The organism is Thermus thalpophilus (assembly GCF_022760915.1).
Lineage (GTDB): Bacteria > Deinococcota > Deinococci > Deinococcales > Thermaceae > Thermus > Thermus thalpophilus.
On the sequence record NZ_JAKTNS010000028.1, the window covers coordinates 1 to 18,350 of the forward strand.

Here is an 18,350-nt window from a genome sequence, read left to right on the forward strand (position 1 = left end):
TCCCGAGGGTGGATGGGTGTGGCGGTACGTGGTGGCCACCTTTCCCGCCACGCCCCGGACCCACCTGGTGTGGGGGAGGCGGCGCGGGTTCTCTTTTCCGGATGGTGGCGTGGGTTCTCTTGCGGGAGCTCTGGCGGCTTGGGCTCAGGCCGCCGGGCCCTCCTGGGGGGGCAAGGTGGAGGGGGCAGGGGGTGGGGTGGGCAGGTTTATGCGGGGTATGCGGGTGGTGCAAGTTTTGAGATGACGCTTCCCGTGGGCAGGCCCAAAGCAAAAAAGGCGGCGTTCTGGGCGTGGGTTAGTCCCAGGTCGTCGTGGTGCAGGAGGAGAACCCGCCGCCCCCCTAGGCCAAGCCGCTCCAACACATCCATCAAAGCCCCCTTTTCTTTGCCCCCAGTTTACCGGAAAGGGGGTGACCACCTAACCTAGGGCCAGTTCCACGAGTCGCCGGAGAAGCTCGGGATAGGGCACCCCACCCGCCTCAAAGAGCCTGGGGTACATGCTGGTGGGGGTGAAGCCAGGAATGGTGTTCACCTCGTTTAGGTACACCTCTCCTTCCACCAAAAAGAAGTCCACCCGGGCCATGCCCCGGATCCCCAGGAGCCGGTAGGCCTTTAAGGCCAGCTCCTGAACGGTTTCCTGCGTTCCCGGGTCCAGCGGGGCGGGGATGAGAAGCTCCGCCCGGCCCGGGGTGTACTTGGTCTCGTAATCGTAAAAGAGGGCTTGGTAGCGCACCTCCCCCACGGGGCTCGCCTCGCCCCAGATGTTCCCCAAAACCCCCACCTCCAGCTCCCGCACCCCTGGTAGGGCCTTTTCCACCACCGCCTTGACGTCGTGGCGGAAGGCCTCGGCCAAGGCCTCTTCCAGGTGGGCGTAGTCCTCCACCCGGGTGATGCCGATGCTGGAGCCGGTGTTGGCGGGCTTCACGAAAAAGGGGGGCTCAAAGGGCACAAAGGGCCGCTCCCCCCGGTAAAGGGCCACCCAGGGCACCACGGGGATGCCCGCCTGGGCCAGGACCCGCTTGGAGAGGTCCTTATCCATGCAAAGGGCGCTCGCCGCCACCCCCGCCCCCACGTAGGGCTTGCCCAAAAGCTCCAAAAAACCCTGCACCGTCCCGTCCTCCCCATAGGGCCCGTGCAAGAGGGGAAAGACCACCTGGTACCGGTCCCAGTCCAAAGGGGGCGGGAAGGGGTGGCGGCCTTCGGGGGCCATCTTGGCCGCTAGGGCGGCCTCCGCTTCCTTGCCCAAGAGCCAGCGCCCGTCCTTGGCGATCACCGCCAGGTCCGTGGGGAAAGGCATGTGGCGCAGAACGCCCTCGGCGGAAAGCAGGGAAACCTCGTGCTCGGGGCTTTTCCCCCCGGCGAGGAGCAAAACGGTGGGCTCGGCCATACCCCAAGCTTAGCGGTTTTCCCGCAGATCCAAGCCGTTATAGCGGTCGGCGCAGGGAAGAAGCCCCCGCTCCACCCAGCAGACCACCGCCTCCTTGGCCGCCTCCAGCACCCTTTCCAAAAGGGGAAGCTCCTCGGGAGCGAAGGGAGAAAGCACATAATCCGCCCCCAGCTCCCTGGCGGGGGGCTTGCCGATCCCAATCCGCAGGCGGTGGAAGGCCAGGGTGCCCAAGGCCTCGGCGATGGAGGCCACCCCCCGGTTCCCCGCAGGGCTCCCCCCCGCCTTAAGGCGCAGGCGGCCCAAGGGAAGGTCCATCTCGTCGTGCACCACCAGGATGCGCTCGGGGGGGATCCTGTAGAAGCGGGCCAGGGGCGCCACCGCCTGGCCGGTGAGGTTGTAGTAGGTGAGGGGCTTCAGGAAAAAGCCCCTTTGCCCCCCCATCTCCGCCTCGGCCAAAAGCGCCTCCCCCTTTTTGCGAAAGGAAAGGCCCAGCCGGTCCAAAACCATGAAGCCCACGTTGTGCCGGGTGTGGGCGTAGCGCTCCCCCGGGTTGCCCTGCCCCACCACCAAGAACATGGCCCTAAAAGCAAGCGGGGAGCCCAGGCCCCCCGCCCGCCAAGGGGGAGGCTAGGCCTCCTCCTCCTTCTTGCCCTTCTTGATGACCTCGGGCTCGGCGGGGGCCTCCGCCGCCTCGGCCGCCAGGCGCTCCACGTCCTCGGGGGGCACCACGGCGGCGATGGTCTCCTCGGGAGAGATGGCAAGCTTCACCCCCTCGGGTAGCTTCAGATCGGCGGCGTGGAGACTATCCCCGATGCCGAGGCCGGAAACGTCCACCTCAATGTACTCGGGGATGTTGCGGGGGGAAACCCGCACCAGGATGTCCCGGTGCACCTCCTGGAGCACCCCGCCCTCCCGCACCCCTTGGGGGGTGCCCACGAAACGCAAGGGGATGTACATCTCCACGGGCTCGTCGGAGAGGATGTAGAAGTCCACGTGCTCCGGACGGCGACGGCGCTTGTCCAGGTTTACCTGGCGCACCAAGGTGGGAAGCTCCTTGCCGTCAGGAAGCTCCAGGACAATCACATGGTGGATGGAGGCTTGACGGAAGACCTTGTCAAACTCTCCGAGTTCCACATAGACCTTCTGGTTCAGGCTCTTGTTGTACATGACCCCGGGGAGCTTCCCCGCACGCCTCAAAGCGGCGGGCTTCTCCCCCTCCCGGTAATAGGCCTTCAGGCGGTACTCCATGGCTCCTCCTCGCACGCAAAACCCAGCCCCCCAAGGGGCGCACAAAGGAAAGCTTACCACATCCCTCTAGATTAGGGCACTCACCGACTGGTTGGTGTGCACGTGGCGGATGGCCTGGGCGAGGAGCTCGGCGGTGGAAAGCACGGTGTAGCCGCCATCCTTCAGGGGGATGGTGTCGGTGAAGACCACCTCCCGGATGGCGGGGTGGGCCAGGTTCTCCCGGGCCTCCCCCACCAAAACGGGGTGGGTGGCCATGACCACCACCTCGGGCAAGGCCCCCGCCTGCAAAAGGGCCTCCACCCCCCGCCTTATGGTCCCGCCCGTGGAGACGATGTCGTCTATGATGAGGGGCCTTTTCCCCTGCACGTCCCCGATGACGTAGGTGACGGAGGTCTCCTTGGGCCCGTGGCGGCGCTTGGCCAGCATGGCCAGGGGTAGCCCAAGCCGTTCAGCGAGCCGCCTGGCCTCCTCCGCCCGGCCGGCGTCGGGGGAAACCACCACGGCGTTGTCCGCATACCCCTTTTCCCGGAGGTAGGGGGCGAAAAGGCGCACGGCGGAGAGGTGGTCCACGGGGATGTCAAAAAACCCTTGGATCTGGGGAGCGTGGAGGTCTATAGCGATGACCCGGTGAACCCCCACCCGCTCCAAAAGCCCCGCCACCAACTTGGCGCTCACGGGCTCGCGGCCCTCGGTCTGCTTGTCCTGGCGGGCATAGCCGAAGTAAGGGATGACGGCGTTGATGCGCCCGGCGGAGCTCCGCCTTGCGGCGTCCGCCAAGAGGAGAAGTTCCATGAGGTGCTCGTTCACCGGGGGGCAGGTGGGTTGGATGAGGTAGACGTCGTCCCCCCGGACGCTCTCCAGTAGCCGCACCCGGATCTCCCCGTCGGGGAAGCGGTCCACCAGGGCCTTGCCCAGGGGCACCCCCAAGGCCTCGGCGATCCTCTGGGCCAAGCCCGGGTGGGCGTTTCCCGTGAAGAGGCGGATTTGCATTGGGACCCCCCTTTTAGTATACGAGGGCCCGGGCCAGGAGGCCGAGGCGCCTCGAGGCCTCCCGCAAAAAGGCCTGGAAATCCCCTTCCGCCCCCTCCCCCGCCCCGTCCGTCACCGCCCGCACCAAGGCCATGGGGTGGCGGAAGCGGTAGGCCACCATGAGGGCGGCCGCCCCTTCCATCTCCACGGCGTGGGCCCCGTGGAGGGCGCGAAGCCTTTCCGCCTCCTTCCGGTCCGCCAGAAACCGGTCCCCCGTGGCCACCACCCCCCGCCGCACCGGAAGGCCCAAGGAAAGGGCCGCCACTTCCGCCCGGGCCAAGAGGGCGGGGTCCGAGGGGAAAAAGCGCACCCCCAAGGCGGTCTCCCCCAAAGCCCGGCCAAAGGGGGTGAGGTCCACGTCCCACTGCACCGCCTTCTCGGCCAGGAGGAGGTCCAGGGCCCGCAAGGAAGGGTCCAACGCCCCCGCCACCCCCAGGAAGAAGCTCTCCCTGGGGGCGAAGCGGGTGAGGACGTGGGCCACGGCCATGGCCGCCGCCACCTTGCCCACCCCCGTTTCCGCCACCAGGACGCCCGCGCCCCGGTGTAGGGGAAAAGGGGCCGTTAGGAGGGCTTCCGCCCCCAAGGCCTCCCGGATGGCCCCCGCCTCCTCGGGCTCGGCGGCGAAGAAGGCGATCACCGCTCCTCCAAGGGGACGGTGGGCTGCACCCGAAGCCCCGCCCTAAGCGCCCTTTCCGCCCAAGCCTTGGCCCCTTCCAGGTCGTGGTCCCGGTAGTTGCCGCACTCCCTAAAGCTCACCCCCGGGATGGGCCCTTGGTGGATGAGGACGTCCCTTAGCGCCCGCTCCCAGGCCACCAAAACCCGTTCCTCCTCCAAGGGGCCCTCCACCACCAGGTAAAACCCCGTGCGGCACCCCATGGGGGAGAGGTCAATGACCCCTTCCAGGTGGTCCCGGAGGTACCCAGCCAAAAGGTGCTCCAGGGTGTGGAGGGCGGCGGTGGGGATGGCCTCCCGGTTGGGCTGGGCCAGGCGCAGATCGTACTTTTCCACCCATCCCTTTGCCACCGGCTTCCTTCCGGCTAAACGCACGTACGGGGCCTGGACCTTGGTGTGGTCCAGGGCGAAGCTCTCCACCTCGGCCATGCCTTCATTACACACCACAGGGTAAACTTTAGCCCATGGTCCTGGTTTTGGACTTTGGCTCCCAGTACACGAGGCTTATCGCCCGGAGGCTACGGGAACTCCGGGCCTTCTCCCTCATCCTCCCGGGCACCGCGCCCCTCGAGGAGATCCTCCAGCACAAGCCCCAGGCCCTCATCCTCTCCGGGGGGCCCAAGAGCGTCTTTGACCCCGAAGCCCCCCGCCCCGACCCTCGCCTCTTTGGGCTCGGCCTTCCCATGCTGGGCATCTGCTACGGAATGCAGCTTTTGGCCCAGGAGCTCGGGGGCAAGGTGGAGCGCTCCGGCAAGGCGGAGTACGGCAAAGCCCTCCTCACCCGCTACCAAGGCCCCCTCTTCCGGGGGCTTTCCGGGGAGGTCCAGGTCTGGATGAGCCACCAGGATGCCGTGAGCGAGCTCCCCCCCGGCTGGCGGGTTTCCGCCGCCACCGAGGACAACCCCGTGGCGGCCATGGAAGCCGAGGACGGCAAGCGCTTCGCCGTGCAGTTCCACCCCGAGGTGGCCCACACCCCCAAGGGGATGCAGGTTTTGGAGAACTTTTTGGAGATCGCCGGCGTCCCCCGCAACTGGACCCCGGAACACGTCCTGGAAAGCCTCCTAAAGGAGGTGCGGGAGCGGGTGGGTGGGGAGCGGGTCCTCCTGGCGGTTTCCGGGGGGGTGGACTCCAGCACCCTGGCCCTCCTCCTGGCCAGGGCGGGGGTGGACCACCTGGCGGTCTTCGTGGACCACGGGCTTTTGCGCCTGGGGGAGCGGGAGGAGGTGGAGGGGGCCCTAAGGGCCCTGGGGGTCAACCTCTTGGTGGTGGACGCCAAGGAGCGCTTCCTAAAGGCGCTGAAGGGGGTGGAGGACCCCGAGGAAAAGCGCAAGATCATCGGCCGGGAGTTCGTGGCGGTCTTCTCGGAGGTGGCGCGAACCCATGGGCCCTTCCGCTTCCTCGCCCAAGGCACCCTCTACCCCGACGTTATAGAGTCGGCGGGGGGGCACGGGGCCGCTAAGATCAAGAGCCACCACAACGTGGGCGGGCTTCCCGAGGACCTGGAGTTCGCCCTCCTAGAGCCTTTCCGCCTCCTCTTCAAGGACGAGGTGCGGGAACAGGCCCTCCTCCTGGGCCTACCCGACCCCATCCGCCTGCGCCACCCCTTCCCGGGGCCGGGCCTCGCCGTGCGCATCCTGGGGGAGGTGACGGAGGAGCGCCTGGAGATCCTTAGGCGGGCGGACGACCTCTTCACGAGCCTCCTCAAGGAGTGGGGGCTTTACGATAAGGTGGCCCAGGCCCTGGCGGTCCTCACCCCCCTAAGGAGCGTGGGGGTGGCGGGGGACGAGCGGAGGTACGGCTACGTCTTGGCCCTCCGGGCGGTGACCACGGAGGACTTCATGACCGCGGACTGGGCCAGGCTTCCCTTAGAGTTCTTGGACGAGGTGGCCCGGCGCATCACCCGCCGGGTGCCCGAGGTGGGCCGGGTGGTCTACGACATCACCTCCAAGCCCCCGGCCACCATAGAGTGGGAGTGAGGGGTGGAGCGGGGAGCAAAACCCGGCTAAACTGGGGGCAAGGAGGCAAGCCATGCCCACCTTTATCGTGCTGAGCACCCTCACGGACGACGGCGCGGAGACCCTGGTGAAAAACCCCGAGCGCATCAAGGAGGTGAACCAGGAGCTGGAGCGGGATTTCGGGGTAAAGGTGGTGGCCCAGTACGCCGTCCTTGGCCCCTACGACTTCGTCAACATCGTGGAGGCGGAGGACGCCGCCAGCGTGGCCCGGGCCATGCTCCACCTGGCCTCCCGGGGCAGCGTGAAGACCACCACCCTCCAGGCCATCCCCGTGGCGGAGCTCATCGCCCGGCTCAAATAGTGGACGTCCTGGAAACCTCCGTCTACGCCAAGGATTTGGAAAGGGCCCGGGCCTTCTACGAGGGGGTTTTGGGCCTCCCCTGCTTCCAGTACAAGCCGCCCCGCCACGCCTTCTTCCGGGCCGGGCGGGGGGTCTTCTTGGTGTTCAACCCCGAGGAGACGGAAAAGGACCCCTCCCTACCCCCCCACGGGGCCCGGGGAAGCGTCCACGTGGCCTTTCGGGTGGAAGAAGCGGAGCTTCCCCTCTGGGAAGCGCGCCTGAAGGCCGGGGGCTTCCCCGTCTGGTGGGCCGAGTGGCCCAAGGGCCGAAGCCTCTACACCCGCGACCCCGAGGGCAACCTGGTGGAGCTGGCCCCGGCCGAGATCTGGGGCCTTTAGCCCTCCTGGAGCCAGCGGGCGGCCTCGAGGGCGTAATAGGTGAGGATGCCCTGGGCCCCGCCCCGGCGGATGGCGTAAAGGGTTTCCAAGACCGCCCGCCGCTCATCCAGGTAGCCCTTGAGGGCGGCGGCCTTTAGCATGGCGTACTCCCCGGAAACCTGATAGGCGAAAAGGGGCTTGGCGAAGCGCCCCTTTAAGGCGGCCAGGACGTCCAGGTAGGGCAAAGCGGGCTTCACCATGAGGAGGTCCGCCCCTTCCTGGTCGTCCAGGTCCGCCTCCCGCAGGGCGTCCCAAAGCCCCGCCCTTGGGTCCATCTGGTAGCCGGAGCGGTCGCCGAACTGGGGGGCGCTGGCCGCGGCGTCCCGGAAGGGCCCGTAGAAGGCGGAGGCGTACTTCACCGCGTAGGAGAGGATGGGCACGTGGGAAAACCCTGCCCGGTCCAAGGCCTCCCGGATGGCCCGCACCTGGCCGTCCATCATGGCGCTCGGGGCCACCACGTCCGCCCCCGCCTGGGCCTGGGAAAGGGCGGTCTTGGCCAGAAGCTCCAAGGTGGCGTCGTTGTCCACGTAAAACCCTAAAGGGCCCTCCCGCACCACCCCGCAGTGGCCGTGGCTGGTGTACTCGCAAAGGCAGGTGTCGGCCATGACCAAAAGCTCGGGGAACTCCCCCTTAAGGAGGCGGATGGCCCGCTGCACCACCCCCTCCTCGGCGTAGGCCCCCTGGCCTAAGGGGTCCTTCTCCCCCTCGGGCAGGACGCCGAAGAGGATGACCCCGCCAAGCCCCGCCTTCAGGGCCTCCTCCCCCAGGCGGGGGAGGTCCTTTAGGGGGTGGCGGTGGACGCCAGGCATGGAGGCGATCTCCTCCCGCTCCCCTTCCGCCTTCACGAAGAGGGGAAGGACGAGGTGGCGGGGGGAAAGCTCCACCTCCGCCACCAGGGGGCGCAAAAGGGGCGAACGCAGCCTTCTTGGGCGCTCCATGCCTTCCACTATACTCATAGGGGAGGGACGATGAACCTACAGAAGCTCCTGAAGGAAGCGCAAAAAGCCCAGAAGAAAGCGGCGGAGATCCAAGAGCGCCTGGAAACCATGACCGTGGTGGGCACGGCCCAGGGGCTGGTGGAGGTGGAGGCCAACGGCCACGGCAAGATCCTCGCCGTGCGCCTCAAGCCCGAGGTGCTCACCGCCATCCAGGACGACCTCGAGGCCCTAGAAGACCTCCTCCTGGTGGCCATCCAAGACGCCCAGAAGAAGGCCCAGGAGCTTTCCGAGAAGGAAATGGCCCGGGAGCTTGGGGGCGTGGGCCAGATGCTGGGCAAGCTCTTCTAGATGAAGTACCCCGAAAGCCTCTTAAAGCTTTCCCGGGCCCTCTCCCGCCTTCCCGGCATCGGCCCCAAAACCGCCCAGAAGCTCGCCTTGCACCTGGCCTTCCACCCGGAAGAGGCGGAGGGGCTCCGGGAGGCCCTGGAAGCCATCCGGGGGCTTGGGGTCTGCCGGGTGTGCGGCAACCTGGCGGAGGGGGAGCTTTGCCCCATCTGCCAGGACGAAAGCCGCGACCCTAGCCTCCTCGCCGTGGTGGAAACCGTGGCCGACCTCTTCGCCCTGGAGCGGAGCGGGGAGTTCCCGGGGGTCTACCACGTCCTGGGAGGGGCCCTCAACCCCTTAGAGGGCATCGGCCCCAAGGAGCTCAACCTGGAAACCCTCTGGCCCCGCCTGAAAGGGGTGAAGGAGGTGGTCCTGGCCACCTCCATGACCGTGGAGGGGGAGGCCACGGCCCTCTACCTGGCGGAGGAGCTCAAGCGCCGGGGGGTGAAGGCCACCCGCCTCGCCTACGGCCTGCCCGTGGGCGGGAGCCTGGAGTACGTGGACGAGGTGACCCTGGGCCGGGCCCTGGAGGGAAGGAAGCCCGTGTAGCATGGAGGAACTCTTGCAACGCCTCTTGGACCGGGTGGAAGGGGCCTTCGCCGCGGGGCTCGGCACCTTGGACGGGCTCCTGGTGGAGGGGGTGCGGCGGAAACGGGTGGACCTCGAGGCGGCCATCGCCGAACACGCCGCCCTTTTCCGCCAGGCCAGGGCCGCCTACGCCGCAAGCCTGGGAGCCTCCCGGGTGGAGGAACTCTGGATCGGAGGGCATCCCGTGGTAGGCTATGCCCGGATGGCGCGCGCCCCCAAGGCCCGGGAAGACCTTTTCTTGCTCCTCCTCCTGGAGCCTTCGGCCAACCTCGGCCGGGCCCGGGTGGAGGCCGCCAAGACGGCGGAAAAGCTTTGGGAGGTGGTGGGATGGCCTACCTAGACAGCCTGGCCTCTTTGGGGGTAAAGCGGGCGGTGCTCACCGGGTTGGACGGCCTGGTCATAGAAGCCCTGGGCCGGGGCGCCCCGCCCGCCGAGGTCCTGGCGGCGGAGCTCGCCTCCTTGGTGCGCCACATGGCCCCCTTGGCGGAGGCCCTTTCCGGGGAGGTGCGCCGCTTCACCTTGGCCACCGACACCCAAGAGGTGCTGGCCTTACGGGTGGGGGAGTACATCCTGGGGGCGGTGCTGGAGCGGGGCATGGACCGCAAGGCCATCGGGCAGGAGCTTTCCCGCATCGCCCTCAGGGTGCAAACCCTCTAGGAGGTGAGGGATGCTGGAGGTCCTCAAAGAACTTAAGGAAACCCGGGGGGTGCGGGTGGCCGCCCTCCTGAGCGAGGACGGGTTCGTGGTGGAGGAGGTGCGGGAGGAAGGGGCCCCCGAGGCCAGCGCCCTCGCCGCCCGCTCCGCCACGGTGCTGGGCACCGCCAAGGCGCTGGCCCAGACCCTGGGCCAGGAAGGGGTGGAGGAGGTCATGGTAGAGTACCCGGAAGGGGCCCTTTTGCTCGTGCCGCTTCCCGGCCACCACCTCCTCCTCTTTTTGGACGGCGCCAAAAGCCTCGGCCGGGCGCGGCTCGCCCTGAAACGGGCCCTTCCCAAAATCCAGGAGGCGTTAGCATGAGCGAGCTAAAGCTAGACATCCAGATTGACAAGGACACCGCCCTGGGCCGCTACACCAACCTGGCCCTCATCGCCCACACCAAGAACGAGTTCATCCTGGACTTCGCCCTCCTCCAGCCCCAAGGTGGGGCCATGGTGGTGAGCCGGGTCATCACCAGCCCCCAGCACGCCAAGGCCCTCTTGCGGAGCCTGGCGGAGAACGTGGCCCGCTACGAGGAAACCTTCGGCCCCATCCCCGAGCCGGTGGCGGAAAGCCAAGCTTAAGGGTAAGCGCTTAGGGGCCAGGGCCTCCCCTGGCCCCTTTAGCCTACAGGTTCTCCCGCCACCAGTCCAAATAGGCGCGAAGCCGCGCCAGCCTGCGGTCGGGACGGCCCGAGCGGGAAAGCTCGTGCCCCTCCTCGGGCACCCGGAAGAACCGGGCCTTCACCCCCAGGTGGAAAAGGGCGGTGTACCAGGTCTCCCCCTGGTCAATGGGGCAGCGGTGGTCCGCCTCGGCGTGGACCACCAAGGTGGGGGTCTTCACCCGGTGGACAAGCCGCAAGGGGCTTTTCTCCCAGAGGACCTCGGGCCGCTCCCAGGGCTTGGCGAAAAGCTCCAGGTGGGTGAAGCGGGGGCCGATGTCGCTGCTGCCGAAGAAGCTTAGCCAGTTGGCGATGCTCCGGTCGGTGACCGCCGCCTTAAAGCGCTCCGGGTGGCGGGCGGTGAGCCAGTTCACCATGTACCCGCCGTAACTCCCCCCCGCCACCCCCACCCGGCTAGGGTCCAGGGGAAAACGGGCCAGGACGTGGTCCAAGAAGCCTAAAAGGTCCCGCTCGTCCCGCTCGCCCCAGGCCCCCTCCAACAGGGCGTAGTCCTGGCCGTAGCCCGTGGAGCCCCGGGGGTTGCAGAAGGCCACGGCGTAGCCGTGGGCCCGGAAAAGCTGGAGTTCCAGCATGGGGGCGGCCCCGAAGGCGGTGTGGGGCCCACCGTGGATGTAGAGGATCACGGGGTGCGGCCCCTCCCCTTCCGGCAGGAGCACCCAGCCGGGCACCCGGTGCCCCTCCGGGCTCTCCCAGGCGGTGTAAAGGGGCTCGGCCAGGGGAGGCAGGCCGGGGTTGGGATCGTAGGCGCCCAAGGGCCCCTCGAGGCGGGCCGGGCGGGTCAAGTCCTCGGTGAGGAGGAAGAGGCCCCTTGGGGTGCGGGCGAAGGCCAGGACGCTCCCGGAGGCGGGAAGGGCCTCGGCCCGCCCCTCCAGGTCCACCCGGTAAAGCCGCCCCACCCCCTCCTCCGTGCGCACCAGGTAGACCCCGTCCCCGGCCCACCGGGGCCCCTGGAAGTGGGCGCCGAAGCGGAGGTCGCTGTTGATGGAGTTCAAGAGGCTTCCCATGAAGAGGACCCGGGCCTCGCCCTCCCGGAGGTGGTAAAGCCGGGCCTCCGTCCCCCCGCCCCGCTCAAAGGCGTGGCCCAGGAAGAAAAGCCCCTCAGGGCTCCACTCCAGGCCGAAGATGGGGCCCACCCCCCCGTAGACCTTCCGCAGGCCCCCCTCCCCCAAGAGGAAGAGGGTGTCCCGCCACGCCGCCTGGGCCTGGGCGTCCTCCGGCATCACCAGGTAGAGCCCCTCGGGGGCGAAGACCATCTCCTTGGGGGACGGGTAGCGGTCCAAAAGAAGCCGCTTCTCCCCGTCCTTCAGGAGGTAAAGGGCCACGTTCCCCTCGGGCAGGAGGCCCCGGCCGTCAAACTTAAAGGGCCAGGTCTCGTAAACCCGGGGGCTTCCCGGTTTGGGGGCTTCCTTCAGGGCCAAGAAGGCCACCTCCCCCGAGGGGCCCAGGGCGTAGTCCAAGACCCCGGGGGTTTCCGTGAGCCTTTCCGCCTCACCCCCCCTCAGGTCCAGGCGGAAAAGCTCCTTGCCCTCCCCCACCTTGCGCAGGAAGTAGACGTAAGGATGGGCGTAGCGGGGCTTGGCCGCATCCTCCTGGGTGAGGAAGCGCGCCTCCCCGTCAAAGAGGGCCAAGCGGGAGCGGTAGCGGGGGGGATCGCCCGCCACGATCTCCGTGAGCAAGAAAAGAGGCAGGCCCTCTGGGCCCTCCGTGAGGTCGGAAAGGAAGCGGAGCTGTAAAAGGGTTTCGGGTTCCACGCCCCCATGATACTGACCGGTCAGCCATCCGCCCAGGGGGGGCTTCCGGTAAGCTAGGGCCCATGAAGCGGGATGAGCTCGTGCGCTACCTGGACGGCTACCTGCGGCTCGCCGACTTCCCCCAAGACCCCTCCCTCAACGGCCTGCAGGTGGAGGGGAAGGAGGAGGTGCGCAAGGTGGGGGCGGCGGTGGACGCCGCGGAGGCCACCTTCCAAAAAGCCTTGGAAGAGGGGGTGGACTTCCTCCTGGTGCACCACGGCCTCTTCTGGGGAAAGCCCTTTCCCATCCGCGGGCACCACAGGCGCCGCCTGGCCCTCCTCTTCCAAGGGGGCATCAACCTCTACGCCGCCCACCTTCCCCTGGACGCCCACCCCCAGGTGGGGAACAACTTCGTCCTGGCCCGGGCCCTGGGCCTGGTGGACCTTGCCCCCTACGACGTGGGGGTAGCGGGGCGCTTCCCCTTCCCCACCCCCTTGGTCCAGGTGGCGGACATGCTCGGGCAGCTCACGGGGATGCAGCCCTTGGTCCACCAAGGGGGCAAGGACCGGGTGGAGCGGGTGGTGATCGTTTCGGGGGGAGCGGCGAGCCTGGTGGGCCAGGTGGAGGCGGACCTCTTCATCACCGGGGAGCCCAAACACAGCGCCTTCCACGAAACCTTTGAGCGGGGGCTCAACGTCATCTACGCCGGCCATTACGACACCGAGGTCTTTGGGGTCAAGGCCTTGGCGGCCCACCTGGAGGAGCGCTTTGGCCTGCCCTGGGTGTTCCTGGACCACCCCACGGGGCTCTAGATGGAAGGGGTCTTCCTCACCCTGGAAGGCCTGGACGGGGCGGGCAAGTCCACCCAGGCCAGGCTCCTCGCCGCCTTCTTGGAGGAAAGGGGCCTGAAGGCGCGCCTCACCCGGGAACCCGGGGCGGGGCTTCCCCCCGTGCGGGAGGCCCTCCTCCTTAGAGAAGACCTTTCTCCGGAAGCCGAGTACCTCCTCTTCAGCGCCGACCGGGCGGAGCACGTGCGCAAGGTGATTCTCCCGGCCCTGAAGCGGGGGGAGTGGGTGGTTTCCGACCGCTACCTGGACTCCAGCCTGGCCTACCAGGGCCACGGCCGGGGGCTTCCCCTGGCCTGGCTTTTGGAGGTGGCCCGCCTGGCCACCTTAGGCCTTAGGCCCCGGCGCACCTTCCTCCTGGACCTCCCCCCGGAGGAAGCCCTTAGGCGGGTGAAGGACCCCGACCGCCTGGAGCGGCTCGGCCTTCCCTTCTTCCACCGGGTGCGGGAAGGGTACCTGAGGTTGGCGGAGGCGGAGCCCGAGCGCTTCGTGGTCCTGGACGCCACCAAGCCCCCGGAGGCGGTGCAGGCGGAGATCCAGGCCCACCTCCGCCCCCTTCTGCCATAATGGGCCCATGCGCCTTTTGGCCTTGTTCTTCGGCCTCCTCGCCCTGGCCCAGGGGCTATCCTTCCCCAAAAGCACCCTCTATGTGGAGCAAGGGGGAAGGCGGCACCCCCTCAAGGTGGAGGTGGCGGACACCCCGGAGCGCCAGGCCCAGGGGCTCATGTTCCGCAAGCGCCTGGGAGAGGACGAGGGCATGGTCTTCCTCTTCCCCACCCCCACCGCGGGGGGGTTTTGGATGAAAAACACCCTGATCCCCCTTTCCATCGCCTTCTTTGACCGCCAGGGAGTTATCCTGCGCATCCTGGACATGGAGCCCTGCAAGGCCGACCCCTGCCCCGTCTACTACCCCGGGGTGGTGTACCAAGGGGCGTTGGAGGTGAACCAGGGCTGGTTCGCCCGGCGGGGCCTCACCCCGGGGGCCAAGGTGGGGGGGGAGGCCCTGAAGCTTTGGCCGAGATAGCGTGGACCGCAGCCCCCTCTTTCCCCTGGTGGCCTTCGCCCTCTTGATCCTCCTCTCCGTCTTTTCCTTTTTGGGTTACCTCCTGGCGGCCCGGCGCTTCCAAACCCCGCCCCCGCCCGCCCAGGTGGTGGTGGAAACCCCCACCGGCCGCCACACCCTAAGGGCCCGCCTGGCCCGCACCCCCGAGGCCTGGAACCTGGGCCTGGGCCTGCGGCGGGAGGACCTGGAGGCCCTCCTCTACCTCTTCCCCGAGGCCACGGACGCCCCCTTCTCCACGGAGGGCTACCGCTTCGGGGTGGTGGTGGCCTTTTTGGACGGGGAGGGGCGGGTGCTCAAGGTGGCCAGGCTCCGCCCGGGGGAAACCTACGCCCCCGGCACCGCCTACCGGGGGATTTTGGAGGTGCGGGAAGGGCTTTTGGAGCCCGCCCCGGGGGACCGGGTCCTGCGCTAGGGTTTGGCGCCCCCTTGGAGGCCCCGCAGGTCCAGAAGGAAGTTCCCCGTGCTGGGGACGAAGATGGTCTGGACCCCAGGGGCCAGCTTCTCGGCGAAGGTGAGCTGGACCACCTCGGGGGCGTTCTTGAGGGCCTGGCCCCGGAGGGCGATGGCCTTGGCCTCGCCTTCCGCCCGCAAGATGGCGGCATCCCGCTCGCCCCGGGCCTCAATCACCCGGCGCTCGGCGGCGATCTCCGCCTGTTTGCGGCGGTTGATCTCAATCTGCACCTGTTGCTCGGCGGTCTGCTTCTCCTCTATGACCTTGGCCACCGCCTCGGGGATGCGGATCTCCCGCAGGAGGACGGAGATGAGCTCAATGTGGTACTGGCGGAGGGTTTCCTCGAGGCCCTGCACCACCGAGGTTTCCAAGGCGGTGCGCTGGGTGCTGATGAGCTCGGCGGCGTTGAACTGGCCCACGGCGTCCCGCACCTTGGAGCGCACCTGGGGAACGATGAGGGTTTCCAGGTAGCCGGGCCCCACCTCCTGGTGCAGCCGGGGCGCCCGGTCCTTTAGCACCCGGTACTGCACCGTGACGTCCACGCCGATTTCCAGACCCTCCTTGGAGCGGGCCCGGATGGAGGTGTCGGCCCGCCTTTCCCCCTCGTGGGGGGCGGAAAGGGTCACCTCCTTCACCCGGGTATCGTAGAGGATCACCTGTTGCAGGCCGGGGACCACGAAATGGATGCCCTCGTAAAGGGGCCGCTCCTGCACCCCCCGCAGGATGTTGAAGACCACCCCCACATGCCCCGCCGGAACCACCACGAAGCTGTTGGCCAGGAGAAGCAGAAGGAGCCCCACGCCCACCAAGGGAAGCCCAAACCGCCGCCTAGGGGTGAAGAGCACCCCAAGGCCCAGCAAAAGGAGCGCCAGCGCCGCCAGGTTCAGCATGACCCAAGCATAAAGCCCCGGGGCCATCCCCGGGGCCAGGGGGCGGCTAGGCCTACTCCTTGGCCTCGCTTCCTTCCGACTTGGAAGAAGCGTCCTTCTTGGCGTAGTCCTTCACGTGCCACCCCGAGCCCTTGAAGATGATGGCGGGCGGGGTAATGACCCGCTTGAGGGGCTCCCCCGTTTCCGGGTGGGCCTTCAGGGGCTCGTCGTGGAAGCCCTGTTCAAACTCGTAGTAGTTGCCCGTTTCCAGGCCTTTGTAGACGTAGACCGGCATACCCTACCCTCCTAGGGGGCATTTTGACACTTAACTGCCTTGAGTGTCAAGGGGCCGGGGTGGTACCCTCCCTCCGTGGACAAGCCCGCCCTGCGCCGCTGGGCCCTGGGTGTTTGGAAAACCCTGGACCGCCAAGCCCTCTCCCAAAGGGTGGTGGCCCAGCTCCTCCCCTGGCTTCGGGAAAAGGGGTTCAGGGCCATCCTCCTCTACCACCCCTTGCCCCACGAGCTGGACCTCCTGGCCCTAAGGGAAAAACACTCCGCCCGCTACTACCTGCCCAAGGTGGCGGGGGAGGCGCTTTCCGTGCATCCCTTTGGCCCTTTGGCCCCGGGCCCCTTTGGCCTGTTGGAGCCCACCACGCCCCCCGTGGACCCTGGGGTGCTGGACCTGGTGGTGGTTCCAGGCCTGGCCTTTGACCGGGAAGGCTTCCGCTTGGGGCACGGCAAGGGGTTTTACGACCGCCTCCTGGCAAACCTGGAAGCCACCCGCCTCGGGGTGGTGCCGGAGGCCCTGCTCCTTCCCCGCCTGCCCCGGGACCCATGGGACGTGCCCGTGGGGTACCTGGCCACGGAAAAGGGGGTGTGGCGGGTCACATGACCCCGCTTCCCCTGGCGGGGGTGCTAAACTCGCCCCATGCGGGGGGCCTTGTTGGACCGGGACGGGGTGCTCCTCCTCATGGACGAGGAGGCTCTTTTCAAGAAGGCTTTGGATCTGGCCGCCCAGGGGCCGGGCCTGGAAAAAACCTTGGCGGTGTTGGCCTGGGCCATGCGGGAGATCCTCGAGGCGGTGCGCTGGCTCAAGGTGCGCACCCTGGAAGAGGAGGCCCGCTTCTTCCAAGCCCTGGCCCACAAGGCCGCCAAGGAGCTGGGTCTGCCCCCAGAGCGGCTTAAGGGTCTCCGCTACTACCACTTCATGCGCCAAGCCCCGGGGGCCGAGGCCCTCCTTCAGGACCTGAAGGCGAGGGGGTTCAAGGTGGGCGTGCTCTCCAACACTCTGCCAAGCCTTAGGGAAAGCCTAGCCCACCACGGCCTGGACCGGTACGTGGACGGGTTTTTCGCCTCCTGCGCCCTAGGGGTAGCCAAACCGGACCCCCGGGCTTTTCTCCTGGCGCTGGAGGGCCTGGGCCTCTCCCCAGAGGAAACCCTCTACTTGGACGACGATCCCGAGAACGTGGAAACCGCCCGGAGGCTGGGCCTCCGGGCGGAGGTGTACGCGGCTACAGCACCGGGAGCTCCGCCACGGTGACCACGTCCAACGCCGGGCTTCCCTGGCGGAAAGCGGCCAGACGCCCCACCACCCGCCCCCCGGCCCTAAGGACCATGCGCTCCATGGCCCGCATGGTTTCGCCGCTGGAAACCACGTCGGAAAGAAGGGTCACCTTCTGGTTCAAGAGCTTTTCGGCAAACCGGCGGTCCAACCAAAGCACCTCCCCCACCCCCAGGGTTAGGGTCTGCACCTCCTGGATGATGGGGTCTTCCATGTAGGGACGGCGGCGGCGGCGGGCCACCACGTAGGGCAGGCCCATCTCCTCCGCCAGCACGTGGGTGAGGGGGATGGGGCTCGTTTCCGTGGTGAAGAGGACCTCGGTTTCCTTGGGCACCAAGGGCCTAAGGGCCAAGGCCGCGGCCCGCACCAGTTCCGGGTCCCCCAAAAACTCCACCAAGGGGATGCGCCGCCCTGGTAGGGGCTCAATCAGGGGGACGTGCCGGGTCACGCCGCCGATGCTAATGGGATAGGTTTCCATAAAGCCCTCCTATTCCGGCTTAAAGAGGGGTAGGTGGCCCAGGGCGATAACGTCCTGCCTGGGCGTGCCCTCGGTGAAGACCGCCAGGACCGCCACCACCTGCCCCCCCACGCTCTCAATGAGCTCCCTAAGCCCAGAAAGGGTGGAGCCCGTGGAGACCACGTCGTCCACGATGGCCACCTTCTTCCCCCGAATGAGGGGAACATCGGCCCCGTCCAACACCAGAAGCTGGGGCTTGCCCGTGGTGATGGAGAGCACCTGCCGGCTCACGGGGTTGATCATGTAGGGCTTTTCCGTCTTGCGGGCCACCACGTAGGGCTTCCCCGTGATGCGGGAAAGGGCGTGGGCCAAGGGCACCGCTTTGACCTCCGGGGTGACCAGGGTTTCCACCTCGGGGGGAAGGCGCTTGGCCAGCGCCTCGGCGGCGGCCTCGGTAAGCTCGGTGTCCCCCAAGAGGTTCAAAAGGGCCACGGCCACGTCCGGGCCCACCCGAACGATGGGAAGCTCCCTCTTGACCCCGGCGATCTCCACAGGGTAGGTCCTCACGCCGCCAGTCTATACTCAAAGTATGCTGAACGCCAAGATTGAAACCCTGGGCGTGGACCCCCAAAACGGCAGCGTGGTGGTCCTGCTCAGGACGGAGAACGACAAGCTTCTCCCCATCGTGATAGGTCCCCTCGAGGCCCACCACATCGTGGTGGCCCTGCAGGGGGAAAAACCCCCCCGCCCCCTCACCCCGGACCTCCTCCTGTCCGTGATGGATATGCTCCAGGGAAAGCTCAAGCGGGTGGAGATCACCGACCTAAAAGACGGCACCTTTTACGCCCGGCTCATCCTGGAACACCGGGGGATTGAGCTGGAGGTGGACGCCCGCCCCTCCGACGCCATGGCCTTGGCCCTCCGGGTGGGAGCCCCCATCCTGGTGGCGGAGGAGGTGGTGGAAAAGGCGGGGGTGGAGGAGGCGAGCCTCAAGCCCCACGGGGCGGCAGAAGCGTAGGCG

At 67.8% G+C, this 18,350-nt stretch carries 29 protein-coding genes; 16 read left to right on the top strand and 13 right to left on the bottom strand.

Features of this window, described 5'->3' with window-relative positions; genetic code table 11:
• Nucleotides 1–206: 206 nt before the first annotated feature.
• From L0D17_RS09685 to L0D17_RS09715, 7 genes are all read right to left on the bottom strand, one after another.
• Nucleotides 207–368, bottom strand: coding sequence for a hypothetical protein (locus tag L0D17_RS09685; RefSeq protein ID WP_243094964.1), 162 nt, complete (start codon nt 366–368; stop codon nt 207–209).
• A 49-nt stretch (nt 369–417) separates the two neighbouring features.
• Nucleotides 418–1,386 carry a D-alanine--D-alanine ligase gene (gene ddl, locus L0D17_RS09690; protein WP_243094941.1) on the bottom strand — a complete coding sequence of 323 codons (969 nt, stop codon included), beginning with the start codon at nt 1,384–1,386 and terminating at the stop codon, nt 418–420.
• Between the two features lie 9 nt (nt 1,387–1,395).
• Entirely contained in the window at nt 1,396–1,962 is a 567-nt protein-coding gene (gene pth, locus L0D17_RS09695) for an aminoacyl-tRNA hydrolase (protein WP_039455545.1), read from the bottom strand.
• Between the two features lie 51 nt (nt 1,963–2,013).
• Nucleotides 2,014–2,634, bottom strand: a complete 621-nt coding sequence (locus L0D17_RS09700) for a 50S ribosomal protein L25 (RefSeq protein WP_039455542.1) — start codon at nt 2,632–2,634, stop codon at nt 2,014–2,016.
• Between the two features lie 66 nt (nt 2,635–2,700).
• Nucleotides 2,701–3,624, bottom strand: coding sequence for a ribose-phosphate diphosphokinase (locus L0D17_RS09705; RefSeq protein ID WP_243094942.1), 924 nt, complete (start codon nt 3,622–3,624; stop codon nt 2,701–2,703).
• A gap of 13 nt (nt 3,625–3,637) precedes the next feature.
• On the bottom strand, nt 3,638–4,300 hold the full coding sequence (mtnN, locus tag L0D17_RS09710; RefSeq protein WP_243094943.1) for a 5'-methylthioadenosine/S-adenosylhomocysteine nucleosidase: 663 nt from the start codon (nt 4,298–4,300) through the stop codon (nt 3,638–3,640).
• A complete protein-coding gene (locus L0D17_RS09715; RefSeq protein ID WP_039455538.1) occupies nt 4,297–4,764 on the bottom strand; it encodes an S-ribosylhomocysteine lyase in 468 nt (155 codons plus the stop codon). The genes mtnN and L0D17_RS09715 overlap by 4 nt, the downstream gene beginning before the upstream one ends.
• A gap of 35 nt (nt 4,765–4,799) precedes the next feature.
• On the opposite strand from L0D17_RS09715, the gene guaA reads away from it, so the two are divergent.
• From guaA to L0D17_RS09730, 3 genes are read left to right on the top strand one after another with little or no spacing between them, the layout of a single operon-like run.
• Nucleotides 4,800–6,311: a glutamine-hydrolyzing GMP synthase gene (gene guaA / locus L0D17_RS09720; RefSeq protein WP_243094944.1), complete on the top strand. Its 1,512-nt coding sequence runs from the start codon at nt 4,800–4,802 to the stop codon at nt 6,309–6,311.
• Nucleotides 6,312–6,363: 52 nt separating this feature from the next.
• A complete protein-coding gene (locus L0D17_RS09725; RefSeq protein WP_039455534.1) occupies nt 6,364–6,651 on the top strand; it encodes a glutamine synthetase/cystathionine beta-lyase binding protein in 288 nt (95 codons plus the stop codon).
• A complete protein-coding gene (locus tag L0D17_RS09730; RefSeq protein ID WP_039455533.1) occupies nt 6,651–7,028 on the top strand; it encodes a VOC family protein in 378 nt (125 codons plus the stop codon). Before L0D17_RS09725 ends, L0D17_RS09730 begins: the two co-directional genes overlap by 1 nt.
• On the opposite strand, the gene hemB is transcribed toward L0D17_RS09730, so the two are convergent.
• On the bottom strand, nt 7,025–8,005 hold the full coding sequence (gene hemB / locus L0D17_RS09735; protein ID WP_243094945.1) for a porphobilinogen synthase: 981 nt from the start codon (nt 8,003–8,005) through the stop codon (nt 7,025–7,027). The two genes, L0D17_RS09730 and hemB, sit on opposite strands and share 4 nt — an antisense overlap.
• A gap of 30 nt (nt 8,006–8,035) precedes the next feature.
• Here hemB and L0D17_RS09740 point away from each other — a divergent pair, with 30 nt between their 5' ends.
• Genes L0D17_RS09740 through L0D17_RS09765 form a run of 6 tightly spaced genes read left to right on the top strand, consistent with a single transcriptional unit; the run spans nt 8,036 to nt 10,255 of the window.
• On the top strand, nt 8,036–8,353 hold the full coding sequence (locus tag L0D17_RS09740; protein WP_039455529.1) for a YbaB/EbfC family nucleoid-associated protein: 318 nt from the start codon (nt 8,036–8,038) through the stop codon (nt 8,351–8,353).
• Complete coding sequence (gene recR / locus L0D17_RS09745; RefSeq protein WP_039455527.1) at nt 8,354–8,938, top strand: recombination mediator RecR; 585 nt, start codon at nt 8,354–8,356, stop codon at nt 8,936–8,938.
• Between the two features lies 1 nt (nt 8,939).
• Nucleotides 8,940–9,317, top strand: a complete 378-nt coding sequence (locus L0D17_RS09750; protein ID WP_039455525.1) for a roadblock/LC7 domain-containing protein — start codon at nt 8,940–8,942, stop codon at nt 9,315–9,317.
• Nucleotides 9,305–9,634: a roadblock/LC7 domain-containing protein gene (locus L0D17_RS09755; RefSeq protein ID WP_243094946.1), complete on the top strand. Its 330-nt coding sequence runs from the start codon at nt 9,305–9,307 to the stop codon at nt 9,632–9,634. Before L0D17_RS09750 ends, L0D17_RS09755 begins: the two co-directional genes overlap by 13 nt.
• Nucleotides 9,635–9,644: 10 nt before the next feature.
• Nucleotides 9,645–9,992: a roadblock/LC7 domain-containing protein gene (locus tag L0D17_RS09760; protein ID WP_039455522.1), complete on the top strand. Its 348-nt coding sequence runs from the start codon at nt 9,645–9,647 to the stop codon at nt 9,990–9,992.
• Nucleotides 9,989–10,255: a DUF3467 domain-containing protein gene (locus tag L0D17_RS09765; RefSeq protein ID WP_039455520.1), complete on the top strand. Its 267-nt coding sequence runs from the start codon at nt 9,989–9,991 to the stop codon at nt 10,253–10,255. Before L0D17_RS09760 ends, L0D17_RS09765 begins: the two co-directional genes overlap by 4 nt.
• A gap of 43 nt (nt 10,256–10,298) precedes the next feature.
• On the opposite strand, the gene L0D17_RS09770 is transcribed toward L0D17_RS09765, so the two are convergent.
• Entirely contained in the window at nt 10,299–12,104 is a 1,806-nt protein-coding gene (locus L0D17_RS09770) for a S9 family peptidase (protein ID WP_243094947.1), read from the bottom strand.
• Between the two features lie 62 nt (nt 12,105–12,166).
• Between L0D17_RS09770 and L0D17_RS09775 the strand changes: the two genes are divergently transcribed.
• Genes L0D17_RS09775 through L0D17_RS09790 form a run of 4 tightly spaced genes read left to right on the top strand, consistent with a single transcriptional unit; the run spans nt 12,167 to nt 14,403 of the window.
• The gene (locus L0D17_RS09775; protein WP_243094948.1) at nt 12,167–12,895 is read left to right on the top strand and encodes a Nif3-like dinuclear metal center hexameric protein; all 729 of its coding nucleotides are present in this window, start codon (nt 12,167–12,169) and stop codon (nt 12,893–12,895) included.
• Nucleotides 12,896–13,495 (top strand): dTMP kinase, encoded by a 600-nt coding sequence (gene tmk / locus L0D17_RS09780; RefSeq protein WP_039455515.1) that lies wholly within the window; start codon nt 12,896–12,898, stop codon nt 13,493–13,495.
• A gap of 7 nt (nt 13,496–13,502) precedes the next feature.
• A complete protein-coding gene (locus L0D17_RS09785; protein ID WP_243094949.1) occupies nt 13,503–13,952 on the top strand; it encodes a DUF192 domain-containing protein in 450 nt (149 codons plus the stop codon).
• A gap of 1 nt (nt 13,953) precedes the next feature.
• The gene (locus L0D17_RS09790; protein WP_039455510.1) at nt 13,954–14,403 is read left to right on the top strand and encodes a DUF192 domain-containing protein; all 450 of its coding nucleotides are present in this window, start codon (nt 13,954–13,956) and stop codon (nt 14,401–14,403) included.
• Here the strand turns inward: L0D17_RS09790 and L0D17_RS09795 are convergent.
• Nucleotides 14,400–15,332 (bottom strand): prohibitin family protein, encoded by a 933-nt coding sequence (locus L0D17_RS09795; protein WP_039455550.1) that lies wholly within the window; start codon nt 15,330–15,332, stop codon nt 14,400–14,402. The genes L0D17_RS09790 and L0D17_RS09795 overlap by 4 nt on opposite strands.
• A gap of 52 nt (nt 15,333–15,384) precedes the next feature.
• A complete protein-coding gene (locus L0D17_RS09800; protein ID WP_039455509.1) occupies nt 15,385–15,606 on the bottom strand; it encodes an FmdB family zinc ribbon protein in 222 nt (73 codons plus the stop codon).
• A gap of 75 nt (nt 15,607–15,681) precedes the next feature.
• Here L0D17_RS09800 and L0D17_RS09805 point away from each other — a divergent pair, with 75 nt between their 5' ends.
• Both L0D17_RS09805 and L0D17_RS09810 read left to right on the top strand, forming a co-directional pair.
• Nucleotides 15,682–16,203: a 5-formyltetrahydrofolate cyclo-ligase gene (locus L0D17_RS09805; protein WP_039455507.1), complete on the top strand. Its 522-nt coding sequence runs from the start codon at nt 15,682–15,684 to the stop codon at nt 16,201–16,203.
• Between the two features lie 36 nt (nt 16,204–16,239).
• Nucleotides 16,240–16,851: an HAD family hydrolase gene (locus L0D17_RS09810; RefSeq protein ID WP_243094950.1), complete on the top strand. Its 612-nt coding sequence runs from the start codon at nt 16,240–16,242 to the stop codon at nt 16,849–16,851.
• Here the strand turns inward: L0D17_RS09810 and L0D17_RS09815 are convergent.
• Entirely contained in the window at nt 16,823–17,350 is a 528-nt protein-coding gene (locus tag L0D17_RS09815) for a type I phosphoribosyltransferase (RefSeq protein ID WP_039455503.1), read from the bottom strand. The two genes, L0D17_RS09810 and L0D17_RS09815, sit on opposite strands and share 29 nt — an antisense overlap.
• 9 nt (nt 17,351–17,359) lie before the next feature.
• On the bottom strand, nt 17,360–17,896 hold the full coding sequence (locus L0D17_RS09820) for a phosphoribosyltransferase family protein (protein WP_243094951.1): 537 nt from the start codon (nt 17,894–17,896) through the stop codon (nt 17,360–17,362).
• Between the two features lie 22 nt (nt 17,897–17,918).
• On the opposite strand from L0D17_RS09820, the gene L0D17_RS09825 reads away from it, so the two are divergent.
• On the top strand, nt 17,919–18,347 hold the full coding sequence (locus L0D17_RS09825; protein ID WP_243094952.1) for a bifunctional nuclease family protein: 429 nt from the start codon (nt 17,919–17,921) through the stop codon (nt 18,345–18,347).
• Nucleotides 18,348–18,350: the final 3 nt, after the last annotated feature.

Bases quoted from the DNA above. Each gene is read 5' to 3' on its own strand.
- L0D17_RS09685 (WP_243094964.1), bottom strand. From the start codon at position 368: ATGGATGTGTTGGAGCGGCTTGGCCTAGGGGGGCGGCGGGTTCTCCTC.
- ddl (WP_243094941.1), bottom strand. From the start codon at position 1,386: ATGGCCGAGCCCACCGTTTTGCTCCTCGCCGGGGGGAAAAGCCCCGAG.
- pth (WP_039455545.1), bottom strand. From the start codon at position 1,962: ATGTTCTTGGTGGTGGGGCAGGGCAACCCGGGGGAGCGCTACGCCCAC.
- L0D17_RS09700 (WP_039455542.1), bottom strand. From the start codon at position 2,634: ATGGAGTACCGCCTGAAGGCCTATTACCGGGAGGGGGAGAAGCCCGCC.
- L0D17_RS09705 (WP_243094942.1), bottom strand. From the start codon at position 3,624: ATGCAAATCCGCCTCTTCACGGGAAACGCCCACCCGGGCTTGGCCCAG.
- L0D17_RS09715 (WP_039455538.1), bottom strand. From the start codon at position 4,764: ATGGCCGAGGTGGAGAGCTTCGCCCTGGACCACACCAAGGTCCAGGCC.
- guaA (WP_243094944.1), top strand. From the start codon at position 4,800: ATGGTCCTGGTTTTGGACTTTGGCTCCCAGTACACGAGGCTTATCGCC.
- L0D17_RS09725 (WP_039455534.1), top strand. From the start codon at position 6,364: ATGCCCACCTTTATCGTGCTGAGCACCCTCACGGACGACGGCGCGGAG.
- hemB (WP_243094945.1), bottom strand. From the start codon at position 8,005: ATGGAGCGCCCAAGAAGGCTGCGTTCGCCCCTTTTGCGCCCCCTGGTG.
- L0D17_RS09740 (WP_039455529.1), top strand. From the start codon at position 8,036: ATGAACCTACAGAAGCTCCTGAAGGAAGCGCAAAAAGCCCAGAAGAAA.
- recR (WP_039455527.1), top strand. From the start codon at position 8,354: ATGAAGTACCCCGAAAGCCTCTTAAAGCTTTCCCGGGCCCTCTCCCGC.
- L0D17_RS09750 (WP_039455525.1), top strand. From the start codon at position 8,940: ATGGAGGAACTCTTGCAACGCCTCTTGGACCGGGTGGAAGGGGCCTTC.
- L0D17_RS09755 (WP_243094946.1), top strand. From the start codon at position 9,305: ATGGCCTACCTAGACAGCCTGGCCTCTTTGGGGGTAAAGCGGGCGGTG.
- L0D17_RS09760 (WP_039455522.1), top strand. From the start codon at position 9,645: ATGCTGGAGGTCCTCAAAGAACTTAAGGAAACCCGGGGGGTGCGGGTG.
- L0D17_RS09765 (WP_039455520.1), top strand. From the start codon at position 9,989: ATGAGCGAGCTAAAGCTAGACATCCAGATTGACAAGGACACCGCCCTG.
- L0D17_RS09775 (WP_243094948.1), top strand. From the start codon at position 12,167: ATGAAGCGGGATGAGCTCGTGCGCTACCTGGACGGCTACCTGCGGCTC.
- tmk (WP_039455515.1), top strand. From the start codon at position 12,896: ATGGAAGGGGTCTTCCTCACCCTGGAAGGCCTGGACGGGGCGGGCAAG.
- L0D17_RS09785 (WP_243094949.1), top strand. From the start codon at position 13,503: ATGCGCCTTTTGGCCTTGTTCTTCGGCCTCCTCGCCCTGGCCCAGGGG.
- L0D17_RS09795 (WP_039455550.1), bottom strand. From the start codon at position 15,332: ATGCTGAACCTGGCGGCGCTGGCGCTCCTTTTGCTGGGCCTTGGGGTG.
- L0D17_RS09800 (WP_039455509.1), bottom strand. From the start codon at position 15,606: ATGCCGGTCTACGTCTACAAAGGCCTGGAAACGGGCAACTACTACGAG.
- L0D17_RS09810 (WP_243094950.1), top strand. From the start codon at position 16,240: ATGCGGGGGGCCTTGTTGGACCGGGACGGGGTGCTCCTCCTCATGGAC.
- L0D17_RS09815 (WP_039455503.1), bottom strand. From the start codon at position 17,350: ATGGAAACCTATCCCATTAGCATCGGCGGCGTGACCCGGCACGTCCCC.
- L0D17_RS09825 (WP_243094952.1), top strand. From the start codon at position 17,919: ATGCTGAACGCCAAGATTGAAACCCTGGGCGTGGACCCCCAAAACGGC.